Origin of the sequence: Candidatus Bandiella woodruffii (assembly GCF_034359465.1) — a bacterium.
GTDB lineage: Bacteria > Pseudomonadota > Alphaproteobacteria > Rickettsiales > Midichloriaceae > NDG2.
Map to the genome: position 1 here is coordinate 653,191 of NZ_CP110820.1, position 15,315 is coordinate 668,505.

At 38.1% G+C, this 15,315-nt stretch carries 20 protein-coding genes; 1 reads left to right on the forward strand and 19 read right to left on the reverse strand.

All coding sequences use genetic code 11. The features are described from left to right. The 19 genes from rpsQ to Bandiella_RS04125 form a co-directional block, all read right to left on the reverse strand. A complete protein-coding gene (rpsQ, locus tag Bandiella_RS04040; RefSeq protein WP_323732490.1) occupies nt 1–234 on the reverse strand; it encodes a 30S ribosomal protein S17 in 234 nt (77 codons plus the stop codon). Nucleotides 235–245: 11 nt separating this feature from the next. Beyond that, nucleotides 246–437, reverse strand: a complete 192-nt coding sequence (rpmC, locus tag Bandiella_RS04045; RefSeq protein WP_323732491.1) for a 50S ribosomal protein L29 — start codon at nt 435–437, stop codon at nt 246–248. Then, nucleotides 438–857, reverse strand: a complete 420-nt coding sequence (rplP, locus tag Bandiella_RS04050; RefSeq protein WP_323733402.1) for a 50S ribosomal protein L16 — start codon at nt 855–857, stop codon at nt 438–440. It lies immediately after the preceding gene. Next, the gene (gene rpsC / locus Bandiella_RS04055) at nt 835–1,512 is read right to left on the reverse strand and encodes a 30S ribosomal protein S3 (RefSeq protein ID WP_323732492.1); all 678 of its coding nucleotides are present in this window, start codon (nt 1,510–1,512) and stop codon (nt 835–837) included. The genes rplP and rpsC overlap by 23 nt, the downstream gene beginning before the upstream one ends. A gap of 1 nt (nt 1,513) precedes the next feature. Next, the gene (gene rplV / locus Bandiella_RS04060) at nt 1,514–1,852 is read right to left on the reverse strand and encodes a 50S ribosomal protein L22 (RefSeq protein WP_323732493.1); all 339 of its coding nucleotides are present in this window, start codon (nt 1,850–1,852) and stop codon (nt 1,514–1,516) included. Between the two features lie 23 nt (nt 1,853–1,875). Beyond that, nucleotides 1,876–2,145 carry a 30S ribosomal protein S19 gene (rpsS, locus tag Bandiella_RS04065; RefSeq protein ID WP_323732494.1) on the reverse strand — a complete coding sequence of 90 codons (270 nt, stop codon included), beginning with the start codon at nt 2,143–2,145 and terminating at the stop codon, nt 1,876–1,878. Between the two features lie 15 nt (nt 2,146–2,160). Further along, nucleotides 2,161–2,991: a 50S ribosomal protein L2 gene (gene rplB, locus Bandiella_RS04070; protein ID WP_323732495.1), complete on the reverse strand. Its 831-nt coding sequence runs from the start codon at nt 2,989–2,991 to the stop codon at nt 2,161–2,163. Nucleotides 2,992–2,993: 2 nt separating this feature from the next. Further along, on the reverse strand, nt 2,994–3,287 hold the full coding sequence (rplW, locus tag Bandiella_RS04075) for a 50S ribosomal protein L23 (RefSeq protein WP_323732496.1): 294 nt from the start codon (nt 3,285–3,287) through the stop codon (nt 2,994–2,996). Continuing rightward, a complete protein-coding gene (rplD, locus tag Bandiella_RS04080; protein WP_323732497.1) occupies nt 3,284–3,901 on the reverse strand; it encodes a 50S ribosomal protein L4 in 618 nt (205 codons plus the stop codon). The genes rplW and rplD overlap by 4 nt, the downstream gene beginning before the upstream one ends. Nucleotides 3,902–3,915: 14 nt before the next feature. After that, nucleotides 3,916–4,569, reverse strand: coding sequence for a 50S ribosomal protein L3 (gene rplC, locus Bandiella_RS04085; RefSeq protein ID WP_323732498.1), 654 nt, complete (start codon nt 4,567–4,569; stop codon nt 3,916–3,918). Continuing rightward, entirely contained in the window at nt 4,566–4,889 is a 324-nt protein-coding gene (gene rpsJ, locus Bandiella_RS04090) for a 30S ribosomal protein S10 (RefSeq protein WP_323732499.1), read from the reverse strand. The genes rplC and rpsJ overlap by 4 nt, the downstream gene beginning before the upstream one ends. 11 nt (nt 4,890–4,900) lie before the next feature. Continuing rightward, nucleotides 4,901–6,079 carry an elongation factor Tu gene (gene tuf / locus Bandiella_RS04095; RefSeq protein WP_323732500.1) on the reverse strand — a complete coding sequence of 393 codons (1,179 nt, stop codon included), beginning with the start codon at nt 6,077–6,079 and terminating at the stop codon, nt 4,901–4,903. Nucleotides 6,080–6,092: 13 nt separating this feature from the next. Next, nucleotides 6,093–8,183: an elongation factor G gene (fusA, locus tag Bandiella_RS04100; RefSeq protein ID WP_323733403.1), complete on the reverse strand. Its 2,091-nt coding sequence runs from the start codon at nt 8,181–8,183 to the stop codon at nt 6,093–6,095. A 2-nt stretch (nt 8,184–8,185) separates the two neighbouring features. Further along, nucleotides 8,186–8,659, reverse strand: a complete 474-nt coding sequence (gene rpsG, locus Bandiella_RS04105; protein WP_323732501.1) for a 30S ribosomal protein S7 — start codon at nt 8,657–8,659, stop codon at nt 8,186–8,188. 12 nt (nt 8,660–8,671) lie between these two features. Further along, on the reverse strand, nt 8,672–9,043 hold the full coding sequence (rpsL, locus tag Bandiella_RS04110; protein ID WP_323732502.1) for a 30S ribosomal protein S12: 372 nt from the start codon (nt 9,041–9,043) through the stop codon (nt 8,672–8,674). A gap of 115 nt (nt 9,044–9,158) precedes the next feature. Continuing rightward, a complete protein-coding gene (locus Bandiella_RS07535; protein ID WP_407651267.1) occupies nt 9,159–9,539 on the reverse strand; it encodes an IS1 family transposase in 381 nt (126 codons plus the stop codon). Next, a complete protein-coding gene (locus Bandiella_RS04115; RefSeq protein WP_323732464.1) occupies nt 9,452–9,877 on the reverse strand; it encodes an IS1/IS1595 family N-terminal zinc-binding domain-containing protein in 426 nt (141 codons plus the stop codon). Before Bandiella_RS04115 ends, Bandiella_RS07535 begins: the two co-directional genes overlap by 88 nt. Nucleotides 9,878–9,954: 77 nt before the next feature. Continuing rightward, on the reverse strand, nt 9,955–11,247 hold the full coding sequence (locus Bandiella_RS04120; RefSeq protein WP_323732503.1) for a sodium:solute symporter family protein: 1,293 nt from the start codon (nt 11,245–11,247) through the stop codon (nt 9,955–9,957). Between the two features lie 124 nt (nt 11,248–11,371). Continuing rightward, a complete protein-coding gene (locus Bandiella_RS04125) occupies nt 11,372–12,565 on the reverse strand; it encodes an aromatic amino acid transport family protein (protein ID WP_323732504.1) in 1,194 nt (397 codons plus the stop codon). A 211-nt stretch (nt 12,566–12,776) separates the two neighbouring features. On the opposite strand from Bandiella_RS04125, the gene leuS reads away from it, so the two are divergent. Continuing rightward, the gene (gene leuS, locus Bandiella_RS04130; RefSeq protein ID WP_323732505.1) at nt 12,777–15,305 is read left to right on the forward strand and encodes a leucine--tRNA ligase; all 2,529 of its coding nucleotides are present in this window, start codon (nt 12,777–12,779) and stop codon (nt 15,303–15,305) included. Nucleotides 15,306–15,315: the final 10 nt, after the last annotated feature.

The following is a 15,315-nucleotide window of genomic DNA, read 5'->3' on the forward strand; positions in this document are numbered from 1 at the left end:
TTAATTGTCAAACAAAACTTTCCACTTCTTCAACTTGGATATAGGTCTACTTTCTATAATCCTAACCTTATCGCCTATATTGAAATTATTTTCTTCATCATGCGCCAAATACTTCTTACTCTTCTTTATAATCTTTTCATATCTTTTATGCATAACCTTTCTTTCAACCAAAACTGACACTGTTTTATCAGCTTTATTGTTTATAACCACACCTTCTAAAATCTTTTTGGACATATTTTATATAATTAAATTTGCTTCTGTTTATTGAGCGCTGTAAAAATCCTAGCAATAGTTTTTCTAACCTCTTTTACCCGAGAAGTATTAGTCAATTCTCCCAATACTTTCTGAAACCTTAAATTCAAACTTTCCTTTTTATACTTTATTAACTCGTCTTGTAAAGTTTTTTTATCTAATTTCTCTAACTCCTTAAACTTCATTTAGATTACCTCTTCAATATTTTTAACGAACTTTGTTTTAATCGGCAACTTCGCAGAAGCCCTTTCAAATGCGCCCATAGCTTGCTCTTCTGTAACTGAATCCAATTCGAACAAAATTCTACCAGGCTTCACCCTACAAGCCCAAAACTCTGGAGAGCCTTTTCCTCTACCCATCCTAACATCCGCTGGTTTTCTGCTCACTGGAACATCAGGGAATATCCTGATCCACAACTTACCAACTCTTTTTAGGTGTCTTGTAATCGCTTTTCTCGCAGCTTCAATTTGCTTTTCTTGGATCCTTTCAGGCTCAAGAGCTTTCAAAGCATATTTACCAAATGCGATTTTGAATCCTCCTTTAGCTTTGCCGTGTATCCTACCCTTAAAAGCTTTTCTAAATTTAGTTTTCTTTGGATGCAGCATCATTCTTTACCGACGTAATATTTTTTTTATTATCTAGCTTATCTCCCTGATAAACCCAAACTTTCACTCCTATAAGCCCGTAAATAGTGTGAGCTTCAGCATAGTCATACTTTACAATCGCTCTTAAAGTATGCAAAGGCACCCTGCCCTCTCTATACCACTCAGTCCTAGCTATTTCAGCCCCACCTAAACGGCCAGAAACACTTATCTTAACTCCTTTTGCTCCCATTTTCATAGAGCTCGTCATAGCTCTCTTCACAGCTTTTCTGAAAGAAACCCTTTTCTCCAATTGTTCTGCCACGGAACGAGCGATAAGCAAAGGTTCAGTTTCTGCCTTTTTAACTTCCGTAATATTTATAATCACCTCACCTGCAGTAATCTTAGATATATCATCTTTGATTTTTGCAATGTCAGTACCTTTTTTACCTATAACAACACCAGGCCTAGAAGAATGTATATTTATTATAATCTTATTCGCAGGACGCTCTATAGAAACTTTACTAACCCCCGCATAACTCAATTTATCGAAGATCATTTTCCTTATTTTAATGTCTTCATGCAACTTCTTCGCATACCCTTTATTACAATACCAAGAAGAATCCCAAGTAGAAATTACACCAAGTCTAAAGCTTATTGGATTAACCTTTTGTCCCATATTATACCTCCATTTCCTCTAATACAATCGTCACACTGCTAAAAGGTTTTATAATCCTATTAATTCTTCCTCTAGCCCTTACCATAGAACGCTTTAAAGTCAAAGACTTACCTATCCTAACCTCTTTCACATACAACTTATCAATATCCAAACCGAAATTATTCTGCGAATTAGCAACAGCCGATTTTAAAACTTTTTTTATGGTTTTAGAAGCTATTCTTTTACAAAACTCCAACTGCAACATCGCTGCATCAACACGCTCTCTTCTAATAAGGTCTGCGATAATATTCAACTTCTGAACACTTGACTTAACCATTCTATCTTTTGCTATAACTTGCATAAACTAGCCTTTTTATAAATTCATTATTTTCTATTATTTCCATGGCCCGTAAAAATCCTTGTCGGAGCAAATTCTCCTAATTTTTTACCAACCATTTTTTCGTTTACCAACACAGGAACAAACTTTTTGCCATTATACACAGAGAAAGTCAGACCAACAAAATTTGGGAGTATCGTAGAACTTCTGGACCACGTCTTAACTACTGTATACTTGCCACCAGAGATCGCATTATTTACTTTCTCAAGCAACTTAGGCTCTACAAACGGCCCTTTCCAAACTGATCTATTACCCATAATTATTTAATATTTTTATTTATTTCTTTTGTGTCTACTTTTAACTATAAATTTATCTGTTCTTTTATTATTCCTGGTTTTGAATCCTTTTGTAGGCTTCCCCCAAGGCGTAACAGGATGTCTACCACCAGAGGTTTTACCTTCACCACCACCATGCGGATGATCAACAGGGTTCATGGCAACACCTCTAACTTTAGGTCTGCACCCAAGCCATCTTTTTCTACCAGCCTTACCAAACTTGATGTTCTTATTATCAGCATTTGAAATCACCCCTATGGTAGCTTTACAATCGCCCTCAACAATTCTAACCTCTCCTGAACGCAATTTTATAGAAACTTTGCCAACATCTTTATTCACAATTGTAACACTTGTCCCAGCTGATCTAGCAATTTGGCCACCTTTTAAAGGCTTCAATTCAACGTTATGCACAGACGTACCAACCGGGATATTTTTCAAAGGAAGGCAGTTACCAACTTTAATCTCAGCATTAGCAGAAGACATAAGCTCGTCCCCTGGCTTTACTCCATCCGGGGCTATGATATAAGAGTACTCACCGTCTTCATATTTGATCAAAGCAATATGAGCCGACCTATTAGGATCATACTCAATCCTCTCAACGATAGCAGCCAATTCCTTTGACCTTCTAAAGTCAACGATTCTATATCTTTTCTTAACACCCTTGGATTTACCCCAAACTGTTGTTCTACCAAGATTATTCCGCCCACCCTTGCTGTGGTTTACATCAAGCAGCTCTTTCTTTGGCTTACCTTTCCAAAGGTGACTTTTGTTCACCAAAACTAATTGCCTTTGGGACGGAGTAATAGGATTATACTTAATTAACGCCATCTTTAGATACCTTTAGAAAATTCAATTTTTTGCATATTTTTAGTAGTTACAATAGCTTTCTTATAACCACTCTTCATACCTTTTTTCCCCTTAAAAACCCTAGCTTTACCAGGAATATTTATTATGTTCACGCTTTTAACAGAGACATCGAAAATTTTCTCTACAGCTTTTTTTATTTGGACTTTATCACTATCTTTAGCAACAACAAAAACATACTTACCCTGCTTTTCTAAATCACTACTTTTTTCAGTTAAGACAGGTCTTCTTAAAATGTCGTACGACTTAAACTCCATCATCTCAACCTCTCTAAAACGCTATTAAAAGCCTGCTCAGAAAAACAAATTTTATCATGCTTTATAACATCCAAAACATTCAGCCCCATAACAGGCAGAACATCTGCATCAAACCTATTTCTCATAGACTTTAAAAATCCAGCATCGAACTCGTTATCAATAAACAACATTTTCTTGGAATCGCTATTGCTATACATATTGTTAAAAGTCTTAGTTTTACCATCTTCAATCTCGAAGCGCTCGTGTATACTAATAGATTTATCTTTAAATTTCAATGCTAAAGCATTCAAAAGTCCTAATTTCTTTACTTTTTTATTAATCTTATAGTCAAAAACCTTATCCTTAGTCGGTCCAAAAATAACTCCACCACCCCTAAACTGAACTCTTCTATTACTGCCATGCCTCGCTCTTCCCGTTCCTTTCTGCTTATAAATTTTCCTTGTTGAACCACTCACTTCAGAAACTCCTTTTGCATGAGCAATGGCGCTCCTTTTTTTTGCCAATTGCCACACAACTATCTGATGTATCAAGTCATGCCTAATGCTCTGCAAGTTTAATATACTAGCATCAACCTTTCTTAATGGCTTTTTCTCAAAATCTAATACTTCTAATTCCATTTTTACCTCAACATTTAATAGGACAATGCTTTTTTAATAGCATCTCTAATATAGATATACCCCTGCTTGTTACCCGGCACAGCACCCTTGACAACCAATAAGTTCAACTCTTGATCTATGTCAACAACCTCAATATTTTGCGTAGTAACTACCTTACCACCCATTCTACCAGCCATTTTCTTTCCTTTAAAGGTCCTACCTGGATCTTGACGTTGCCCGGTTGAACCAGCTGATCTATGACTAATAGAAACACCATGGCTGGCTTCCAAGCCTCTAAAATTATGTCGCTTCATTGCACCGGCATACCCCTTACCTATAGAAGTTCCCGTAATATCAACACATTGACCTTTTTTAAAATGATCAACGCCTATCTTACATCCAACTTCAAGCAAATACTTTTCAGCAACAATAAATTCTTTAATTTTAGCTTTAGGCGCCACATTAGCTTTTTCGAATAATCCCTTTATACTCCTATTTAGCCTCTGAGGTTTTTGGTCAAAAGAAGCAACTTGAACAGCATTATAACCATGCTTAGCTTTATTTTTGATGGAAAGAACCACATTTTCTTCCACTCTTATGATAGTAACAGGCACAGCTTCTCCATTTTCTTTGTAAATTTGAGACATGCCTATCTTTTTTGCTATAACACCACTTCTGCTTAATTTCATTTCTCCACTCCTTTCATTTTGATTTGAATATCCACACCAGCAGATATATCCAATTTCATCAAAGCATCAACGGTTTGAGGTGACGCTTCTATTATCAACAATCTAGAATGATCCCTGATTTCAAACTGCTCTCTTGATTTTTTGTCAACGTGAGTAGATCTGTTCACCGTGAATCTACTAATTTTTCTCGGCATAGGAACAGGGCCCTTATATCTCGCCCCTATTCTTGATATTGTATCCACTATATCACCAGTAGCTTTATCTAAAATCCTATGATCAAACGCCCTAAGTTTTAATTTTATTGTTTGTTGAAAATCCATGCTAATTCCCATTATTTAATAATTTCAGTAACAACTCCAGCACCAACGGTCTTGCCGCCTTCTCTGATCGCAAATTTCAAACCTTTGTCCATTGCAATTGGGGCTATCAATTCAACCACGATCTCCGTGTTGTCCCCAGGCATTACCATTTCCACCCCGTCTTTTAGCTCAACAGCTCCTGTAACGTCTGTTGTTCTAAAATAAAACTGCGGCCTATAATTCTTGAAGAACGGCGTGTGCCTTCCCCCTTCATCTTTTTTCAACACATATATCTCCGCCTTAAATCTTGTGTGCGGTGTTATGCTACCAGGCTTCGACAGTACTTGCCCTCTTTCCACTTCTTCTTTCGCAACACCCCTAAGCAATAGTCCGGCATTATCTCCTGCCATTCCTTGCTCCAACTCTTTCTTAAACATCTCCACACCTGTGACCACACTCTTACGACTAGGCCTTATTCCAACTATCTCTATCTCTTCTCCCACTTTAATTTTACCTTGTTCTATCCTTCCTGTTACCACGGTTCCCCTCCCTGAGATTGAAAACACATCTTCAATAGACATCAAGAACGGCTTGTCTAACTCCCTAGCAGGCATTTCTATTTTTTCATCAACAGCCTTCATTAGCTCTCTTATTGATTTTTCACCCAGATCACTACCTTCTTCAGTTAATGCCTTTAACGCAGACCCCCTAACTATTACTGTATTGTCTCCATCAAATCCATACTTGGTTAACAACTCTCTTATTTCGATTTCAACCAACTCCAGCAATTCTTCGTCAGCTACCATGTCGACCTTATTTAAAAACACTACCAACACTTTTATTCCAACCTGTTTTGCCAGTAGGATATGCTCTCTTGTTTGTGGCATTGGTCCGTCAACTGCGCTTACAACTAATATCGCACCATCCATCTGTGCCGCACCTGTGATCATGTTTTTTACATAATCGGCGTGGCCAGGACAATCCACGTGTGCGTAGTGCCTTGCTTCAGTTTCATACTCCACATGCGCAGAGTTGATGGTTATACCCCTTTCTTTTTCTTCTGGAGCCTTGTCTATCTCATCATACTTAACTGCTTTTTTACTAAAATACTTCGTAATTGCAGCAGTTAAAGTTGTTTTTCCATGGTCAACGTGTCCTATCGTACCTGTGTTTACGTGCGGTTTGGTTCTTTCGAATTTACCTTCTGCCATTTCTTTTTCTCCTTTATTTTTGTTTGTTAATTATTTCTTCGGCAATGTACGTAGGAACTTTCTCATAATTTGCAAATTGCATACTATATTGAGCCCTTCCTTGAGTCATAGATCTCAATGTATTAACATAGCCAAACATCATAGCTAACGGGACTTTTGCTTTTATGGTTTGAGCATTACCTCTTGGCTCCATACCCAAAACCTGCCCACGTATACTGTTTAAGTGCCCTATCACATCACCTATGTAATCATCAGGCGTAACAACCTCAACGTCCATTATAGGCTCCAACAACACTGGAGAAGCTTTTTTTATTCCATCTCTAAACGCAGCTTTAGCAGCTATCTCAAACGCTAAGGCACTTGAATCGACATCATGATACGCCCCATCTAATAACTGGGCTTTAAAATCTATACAAGGATAACCAGCTAAAACGCCGGTTTTACTAATCTGCTCTATCCCCTTTTCAACAGCAGGTATATATTCTCTCGGAACGTTACCACCAACAACCTTGCTTTCAAACTGATATCCAGCCCCTTGCTCTAACGGCTCAAACAGTATTTTTACCCTAGCAAACTGCCCAGCACCACCGGTCTGTTTTTTATGCGTGTAATCTATCTCGTAAGAATCAGTAATAGTCTCTCTATAAGCAACTTGCGGAGCACCTATATTGGCATCAACTTTAAACTCTCTTTTCATCCTGTCTATGATAATTTCAAGATGAAGCTCGCCCATTCCAGCCAACTTAGTTTGGTTAGTCTCAATATCAGTTTTAACTCTTAAAGATGGATCTTCAGCAACCAATCTCGCAATTGCAACAGACATTCTTTCTTGATCCTGAGTAGTCTTCGGCTCAACAGCAACTTCTATAACAGGTTCAGGAAACTCCATTTTTTCCAAAATTATATCATACCCCAATTCAGTAAGCGTCTCTCCCGTAGTTGTACCCTTCAAGCCAGCCAGAGCTACTATGTCACCAGAATAAGCTTCCTTAACATCTTCCCTATTGTTAGCGTGCATTTGCAACATACGCCCAACCCTTTCTTTTTTATCCTTGGTCGTGTTTTGTATCGTCACTCCCGACCTTAAAATACCTGCATAAATTCTAACAAAAGTTAAAGAGCCAACAAACGGATCATTCATCACCTTGAACGCAAGCGCGCAAAGCTTTCCTTCATCAGAGGCAGGTATAACGACCTCCTCCTGAGTATTTACATTAATTCCCTTCACCCCAACAATATCAACAGGACTTGGAAGATACTCAACAACCGCGTCAAGCAAAGGCTGCACACCTTTGTTTTTAAATGCCGAACCACAAAAGACAGGAACAAACAAACTGCTAATTACACCTTTACGAACGCATCTTCTAATCTCTTCAACGCTCAACTCATCTCCCGCAAGGTACTTCTCCATCGCTTCGTCATCCGCATCGACGACAGTCTCTATAAGCTTAGCCCTATACCTTTGCGCCTCTTCTTTTAAATTCTCAGGGATATCACCAAATTCGTATTTAGCACCAAGAGCATCACCTTTCCATATTATCGATCTATTACAAACCAGATCCACAACTCCTTGAAAATTCTCTTCGGAACCGATAGGTAACTGCATAACAACCGGAATAACACCAAGCCTATCAACAATCATGGCAACGCACTTAGAGAAATCAGCCCCCACCCTGTCCATTTTATTGACAAAACATATCCTAGGAACGTTGTATTTATCAGCTTGCCTCCACACTGTTTCCGACTGAGGCTCTACACCAGCCACACCATCAAACACCGTCACAGCACCATCTAAAACCCTTAACGACCTCTCCACTTCAATTGTAAAGTCTACGTGCCCAGGAGTGTCGATGATATTAATCCTACATTCTTTACCGCCTTCACTTTTCCAAGAACAGGTAGTAGCAGCAGAAGTAATTGTAATACCACGTTCTTGCTCTTGCTCCATCCAATCCATCGTCGCATTTCCCTCGTGAACCTCACCTATCTTGTGAGATTTGCCGGTATAGTAAAGAATACGCTCCGTAGTTGTGGTCTTTCCGGCATCAATATGAGCCATGATACCTATATTTCTATAATCCTGAATCTTAGTCTCTCTAGCCATACCTACCACCTATAATGAGAAAACGCTTTATTCGCTTCTGCCATTTTGTGCGTATCTTCTTTCTTCTTATAAGCAGCTCCTTTTTTGTTGTGCGCGTCCAACAATTCAGCAGACAACCTACTAACCATAGTTTTTTCACCTTTCCTACTCTTAGCCGCATTAATAAGCCATTTTAACGCAAGAGCAAGAGACCTACCTGACTTCACCTCTACTGGGACCTGATACGTAGCGCCACCAACCCTTCTGGACTTAACCTCAACCAACGGCTTAACGTTCTCTAGGACTTCCTCAAAGGACTCCACTGGGTCCTTATCAATCTTCTTGGCAAGACCATCTATAGCACGATACACTATGTGTTCAGCGCGAGACTTTTTCCCGTCCACCATCGTGCAATTTATTAATTTAGCAACTACGATGCTACCATATTGTGCATCCGGCGTCACATCTTTTTTTACTGCGGCTCTACGTCTTGACATATTATATAATTATTATTTAGGTTTTTTAGCTCCGTACTTGGACCTACATTGTTTTCTGTTTTTGACACCTTGAGTATCCAAAGCACCCCTAATAGTATGATACCTCACACCTGGCAAGTCCTTTACTCTTCCGCCTCTAATCAAAATCACAGAGTGTTCCTGCAAATTATGCCCTTCACCAGGAATATAACTTGTAACCTCATAGCCGTTAGTAAGCTTTACCCTAGCAACTTTTCTCATAGCAGAGTTTGGCTTTCTTGGCGTAGTCGTATAAACCCTAGCGCAAACCCCTCTCTTTTGAGGACACGTCTGTAAAGCCGGCACTTTATTCTTGACTCCTTTACTTTTTCTTGGCTGTCTAACCAGCTGGCTAATAGTTGGCATTATAAAAAACTATTTAATTTATTGTTAAAATACTATAGGTCAGCAGATAATATTTACATCTTACTCCCTAGTCAAGATATTTTTACGAAAACTCACATTTACTTCGCGGGAGTGTTCATAAATAGATAGAAAGAGCTAAAGCTTTGTTAAAAAATAAAACAAGGGATAATCTTAGCATTTCAGAACACTTGCTAAAGCGTTTAGTCTTGCGATTTAATCTAGCAAGCATATCCCTTAAGGAGGAATTGAAGCTCTCAACCAAACAAGTTTCAGACTTTGTCTGCAGATGTATTTGAGCAATTTTATAATGACAATAGACCTCATACCCATCTGTACACATATAACGAATTTGGTATTTTTCTCCTAGCTCACGAGCTAAATCTACGTAATTTTCTTTATCACCTGAACCTACTTTAAACGCAACAGTTTTGAATCTGTCCCTATCGACAGCAGTCCATATTCTTGTTTTATTCTCTTTTTTTTGACGTATGTATATAGCTCATCCATCTCTAATATCTCTATACGCTTCTTATCTCCCTCTATCTTTTGATTCGTCACCATCTCATCTACTACTTTCCCTGCTTGTTTGATCCAATAAAATACTGTACTTAACGGGATATTTAATATGTGAGCTATCCTCCTAATTCCGCAGTTATTTAGATACATCTTTATCACCATGCTCCTCTCTTTATTACCATATTTCCAATTCTTCCTACCATCTCCTTCTGTAAAGTTTTTATTACAACTCTTACATTTGTATCTCTGCTTTTTCCTTGCATATCCATTTTTTGATACCCCTTTCCCTTTGCAATATTTACATTCTATTTTCTCCATTTTTCCCTTTCTTTTTTTTCCTTCCCTCTCCTTATATCACATTCTTTTCTTCTTTCCTATCCCTTTTAAAACACTCCCTACTTCGCCATACGCCCAATTATTTTGTGTCGAGCACAATAGAGATTAATGACATAAAATATAAAAAAGCCTACTAGACTAACCATACTACCCACATAAAAACTTCTGACTACGGGCATATCAAGAATAAAATCATTAACCAACATACCTAAAATTGTCAGGACTATCACAGATAAGAATTGAACTTCGTTAGCAATTCTACCGAATAGAATGGTAAGCATCAATGGAATTGCCAAAGTAACACCAAAGTATCCTTTCATCATAATATAAAACTTATCTATACTATCAATAAAATGGCTGGCCAAAAAAAATGTCACTCCACCAATCAATACCAAAGCACCTATTTTAAAAACGTAGTTAAGAGTATATTTTGGCCCAAGCAGGTCATATACCAGAGTGGCGCTACAAATGAACAAAAAGGAATCCAATGTTGACAATATGGTCGCCGCAATCCCAGAAAGAAACACACCTCTAAACCCAATAGGCAACATATTCATCGCATAATTAAAATAAGCTTCGTGAGGAGCGGCCTCAGACGTCATAGCTTTTGCGTACATAGAGCCAGTAATCGTACAAAAATCAAAAAACATCCAGCATATAATGGAAATAAAAATTCCATACTTTGCTACCTGAGTTGATTTGGCAGCAAAACATCTTTGGTAAAAAACAGGGCTCATGAAGGTGGCAATCACAGCAATAAAGAACCACACCAATAATTCAGACAAGTTTTCTCCCCCATGTATAGAAAAATAGCTCGGGTCCAAATTTTCAGATAAATACCCAAATCCACCATACTCAATAAATGAAAAGACAACCACCATGATAACAGAAACAAACATCAACACGAACTGAATTGCGTCCGAGTATACGATGCCACTAAACCCCCTAACACCTATGTAACCTATGCAAAACAGAAGTCCAGAAAGCATCGCCACATCCATATCCCAACCAAAAAGTTGCTTTAACAAAAGCCCAATCCCAATTGTATAACTAACAGGCAAAACCCTAACCATAACCATGACAGAAACAATTTTGGCCGCTATCTTACCGTATGTTTTTTCTATTATATCCGGGATAGAAAAGGCACTCATCCCCCTTGCCTTTACAACAAAAAAGCACATAAAAACAACTGCCGCCAAGTAAAACCCAACCCCATATACCATTACAGCATATATGCCCTTCTTAAAAGCTATTTGCGTAATCCCAAATACATCACCATACCACGTTGTAACCAGCGTAGTTACAAACAAAGGTAACGTTAACTTCCTTCCAAACAATAAGTAATCAACCAATTCGTTTTCTCTGTGCTTTCTACATAAATAAATCGTATATACTAAAGTGAGGGTAGTAATGAACACAAAAACTATCGCATCTAACGGATGAACATCCAAAGGCATACAAATGATCTAAAGCAGTTTAATAAAAAAGGTTAACCATCTCGAACATTACAATGGCACACCCAGCTAATAAAATGGCAATCACAGTTGGCTTAAAAAACACCTCCCTCTGATTTTTACTAATTTTTAGTGCAATTAAAGAAGGTAAAATAACTGCCAAAACGCTCAAACTTACCGCAGCAAAAGCCAATGCTTTTATAAAAATGTCTTTATCTATGACAACTATAATTATCGGAGGAACAAAAGTAATAAGCCCGGCTTTGATTTTACTAGAAACAAAGCTTCCGTCCAATTTTAGTTTTTCCAAGAAATAATCATACAACCCAACTCCAACACCTAAAAAAGAAGTAATAATCGCAAGCCAGCTAAAAACCGTAACAACATATGACAACGACTCTAGCCCCGTAACACTTGCAAGAGCGGATACAAAATCACCAAGATTGTTTCCATTCTCCTTAACACTTTCAAAGCTTCCTGCACCATCTTTAGGCAAAGTCAAAACAGTGAATAATATCCATAATAAATACACTACCAAACTCAATAAACTACCTCTAAAGAACGCTTTCTTTACCTGCTTTTCGTCACGATCCAAGTATTTAATTATAAATGGAATACTGCCATGAAACCCAAAAGAAGTGAAAAACAATGGCACCACTCTACATAAGCTTGCGCTTTCAAAAGAATTCAAGCCAAAACCGCCGATGTTTTCAATTCTAATCTGAGGGAACAATATCACAAGCAACACACAAAAAGCGACTACTTTTACCAAAAAAACAATCCTGTTCCCTAAATCAAACGCCTTAAAATCAATGAGGGTCAAAAGAACCAAAATAAACACTATAAAAGCCCTTATATATCGACCAAAGTCACCATTAAACAATCCTTTTATCAACGATATTTCGACTATCCCAGAAATATAAGCAGAAATAAGAGAATAAAACAAGGTAATTATTGATAAATCTGCTATCAACACAGCTTTTGGTGAAAGCTCCCGTCTGCACAATTCGGAAATAGAAAAAGCGCCACCATGCACCAAGTTAATTTTTAGCGCAATAATCGAGGCATAATACCCCAAAACCCACATCAAAACCATTAGTACCGCACTATTACCCAACCCTAAAGAATAAGTCGCTAACGGCAATGGCAACATGCCAGCGCCTATCGCAGCTCCAGCCACAATTAAAGTGGCACCAAATAGTTTGTTTTTTACCATAGTTCACAGACCTTACAATCAAAAAAACCTAGAAGATGCTACAACAGGACTTTTTTATTTGCAATAAATAGTTTAAGCTAAAATTAACACCGCAATAGTGATTTACCCCTCTAGCAAATTAAAACTTGGAAATTTTATCTAATCTGATATTTCTATAATTTTTATAATGTGCTAGCATGCCATGTAGCAAAAAGGCAAAGGAGAATAAACTATGGAACAAACAAAATATGATCACGTCAAGATAGAGAAAAAATGGCAAGATTTTTGGGACGTTTCTTGCACCTACCAAACAAACAATAACGACTTGCGTGAAAAGTACTATGTCTTAGAGATGTTCCTGTACCCATCTGGAAAGATACACATGGGGCATGTACGCAACTATGCGATTGGAGATACGCTGGCTCGTTTCAAGAAAGCGCAGGGGTTCAATGTACTCCATCCAATGGGCTGGGATGCGTTTGGCTTGCCTGCGGAAAATGCAGCAATACAACATAATTTACATCCAGATGACTGGACGATGGAAAATGTTACCGAAATGAAAAAACAACTCAGATCTTTGGGGTTTTCGTATGACTGGTCTAGGGAGATAAATACATCTAAACCGGAGTATTACAAACATGAACAAGCAATGTTCATTGACTTTTTACAAAAGGGGCTTGCATACCAAAAAGAATCAATAGTCAACTGGGACCCAGTAGATTGTACTGTTCTGGCAAATGAACAAGTTGTGGATGGAAAAGGTTGGCGTTCAGGAGCGGAAATTCAAAAGAAAAAGCTAAAGCAGTGGTTCTTAAAAATCACTGACTATAAGGGAGAATTGCTAAGAGATTTAGACAATCTGCCAAATTGGCCAGATAACGTCAAGCTTATGCAAAGGAATTGGATTGGAAAATCCAAAGGAGCCCTAATCAACTTTGAAGTTGTTGGCATTAAAGAAAAAATTTGTGTTTTTTCCACAAGACCTGAAACCATTTTTGGCGCAACCTTCGTTTGCATAGCTTATGATCATAAATTTGCAAAACACATCAAACCATCTGACGAGAAGACAAAATTCATTGAGAACTGCAAAAAAGTCTCGGAATCTGGTGAACTAAACCCTGACATAGGGAAAGAAGGATGGTTTACAGGGCATTATGTTGCACATCCATTTCTAAAAGACAAACTATTGCCGATATATATAGCAAATTATGTGCTTTCTGATTATGGCAGTGGCGCTGTTTTTGGATGCCCTGCGCACGATGAGAGAGATTTCGAATTTGCACAACAATATAATTTGGAGATACTAGAAGTAATCAAGCCATTGGCTGATGCGGATACTAAAACTCCGTACACAGACAGTTCTGGTATACTGGTTAATTCAGAGTTTTTAAACGGATTACAGGTTTTAGATGCGGCTAAAGAGGCGATCAAGAGGTTTGAGTCGCTTGGAATCGGGCAAGAAGAAACCACTTACAGATTAAAAGATTGGGGAGTTTCTAGGCAGAGATATTGGGGATGCCCAATACCCGTTATATATTGTAAGTCATGTGGCACTATTCCTGTAGATAAGGAACACCTGCCAGTGGAATTACCAAAAGAGGTTTCTTTTGATGGCTATGGCAACCCACTTGACGCACACCCAACGTGGAAACATGTAAAATGTCATAGATGTGGCAAGGATGCGACGAGAGAGACCGACACGTTTGATACTTTTTTTGAATCATCATGGTATTTCGCAAGATTCTGCAGTTTGGAAACAGACAGGGCTTTTGATAAAAAAGTGGCACAAAAATGGCTGCCTGTTGATCAGTATATAGGCGGGATAGAACATGCAATCATGCATTTGTTATACGCACGATTCTTTACAAAAGCGCTAAGAGACTGTGGTTATCTTGACATAGACGAACCTTTCACAGGCCTTTTAACACAGGGAATGATTTGCCATAGAACCTTCAAAGATTCTCAAGGGAAATGGCTTAGCCCTGATCAAGTGGTGCAAAAAGGTGATAAATGGCTTACAAAAGAAGGAAATGAGGATGTTCTGGCTGGACGCATCGAAAAGATGAGTAAGTCCAAGAAGAACATAATCGACCCTAGCGATATAATTGCAAAATATGGCGCTGATTCTATGCGATTATTTGTCCTTTCCGACTCCCCACCCACAAGGGATTTGGAATGGTCTGATGAGGGTATAGAAGGTAGTTACAAGTATATTAGCTCTATCTATAAATTTGTTTTGGGCTTCATCAAAGAAGGAAAAAAAGTAGAAAATCCTTCTTTAGAGGAAGAATTAAAACTCAAAAAATTTGCACATCAAACAATCGCCGCTGTTACCGCTGATATAGAAGATTTTGCCCTAAACAAGGCAATAGCAAATATCAGAAAGCTTAGCAATAAGCTATTTGCAAGCAATGTTTCATTTGAATTAACAAAAGAAGTAATTGAAATGCTGTTAAAATTGATCTCTGCCTTCACACCTCATCTTGCAGCAGAATTATGGGAGAAAATAGGACATAAGCAAAGTTTACACGAACAAAGTTGGCCTATTGCTGATGCCGGACTTTTAGACAATGAAACTGCGAAGGTTGCTGTCCAAATCAACGGCAAGACCAGAGCACTAATCGAATTGCCGTATGATTGCTCAGAAGAACATGCTTTGGCATTGGTTAATGATACTGAATCACTCAATAAATACTTATCAGGTGTTCAAGTGAAAAAATTGATATACGTGAGCAACAAAATAATCAATTTCGTAGTTTAGTTAACGTTGG

Excerpts from the sequence above, each read along its gene's own strand:
- rplV (WP_323732493.1), bottom strand. The coding sequence starts at position 1,852 with ATGCAAGTTATAGCAAAAGATAGAATGGTTAAGTCAAGTGTTCAGAAG.
- rpsC (WP_323732492.1), bottom strand. The coding sequence starts at position 1,512 with ATGGGACAAAAGGTTAATCCAATAAGCTTTAGACTTGGTGTAATTTCT.
- rplP (WP_323733402.1), bottom strand. The coding sequence starts at position 857 with ATGCTGCATCCAAAGAAAACTAAATTTAGAAAAGCTTTTAAGGGTAGG.
- rplW (WP_323732496.1), bottom strand. The coding sequence starts at position 3,287 with ATGATGGAGTTTAAGTCGTACGACATTTTAAGAAGACCTGTCTTAACT.
- rpsG (WP_323732501.1), bottom strand. The coding sequence starts at position 8,659 with ATGTCAAGACGTAGAGCCGCAGTAAAAAAAGATGTGACGCCGGATGCA.
- leuS (WP_323732505.1), top strand. The coding sequence starts at position 12,777 with ATGGAACAAACAAAATATGATCACGTCAAGATAGAGAAAAAATGGCAA.
- Bandiella_RS04115 (WP_323732464.1), bottom strand. The coding sequence starts at position 9,877 with ATGGAGAAAATAGAATGTAAATATTGCAAAGGGAAAGGGGTATCAAAA.
- tuf (WP_323732500.1), bottom strand. The coding sequence starts at position 6,079 with ATGGCAGAAGGTAAATTCGAAAGAACCAAACCGCACGTAAACACAGGT.
- rpsS (WP_323732494.1), bottom strand. The coding sequence starts at position 2,145 with ATGGGTAATAGATCAGTTTGGAAAGGGCCGTTTGTAGAGCCTAAGTTG.
- rplB (WP_323732495.1), bottom strand. The coding sequence starts at position 2,991 with ATGGCGTTAATTAAGTATAATCCTATTACTCCGTCCCAAAGGCAATTA.
- fusA (WP_323733403.1), bottom strand. The coding sequence starts at position 8,183 with ATGGCTAGAGAGACTAAGATTCAGGATTATAGAAATATAGGTATCATG.
- Bandiella_RS04125 (WP_323732504.1), bottom strand. The coding sequence starts at position 12,565 with ATGGTAAAAAACAAACTATTTGGTGCCACTTTAATTGTGGCTGGAGCT.
- rpsQ (WP_323732490.1), bottom strand. The coding sequence starts at position 234 with ATGTCCAAAAAGATTTTAGAAGGTGTGGTTATAAACAATAAAGCTGAT.
- rpsL (WP_323732502.1), bottom strand. The coding sequence starts at position 9,043 with ATGCCAACTATTAGCCAGCTGGTTAGACAGCCAAGAAAAAGTAAAGGA.
- rpsJ (WP_323732499.1), bottom strand. The coding sequence starts at position 4,889 with ATGGATTTTCAACAAACAATAAAATTAAAACTTAGGGCGTTTGATCAT.
- rplD (WP_323732497.1), bottom strand. The coding sequence starts at position 3,901 with ATGGAATTAGAAGTATTAGATTTTGAGAAAAAGCCATTAAGAAAGGTT.
- rpmC (WP_323732491.1), bottom strand. The coding sequence starts at position 437 with ATGAAGTTTAAGGAGTTAGAGAAATTAGATAAAAAAACTTTACAAGAC.
- rplC (WP_323732498.1), bottom strand. The coding sequence starts at position 4,569 with ATGAAATTAAGCAGAAGTGGTGTTATAGCAAAAAAGATAGGCATGTCT.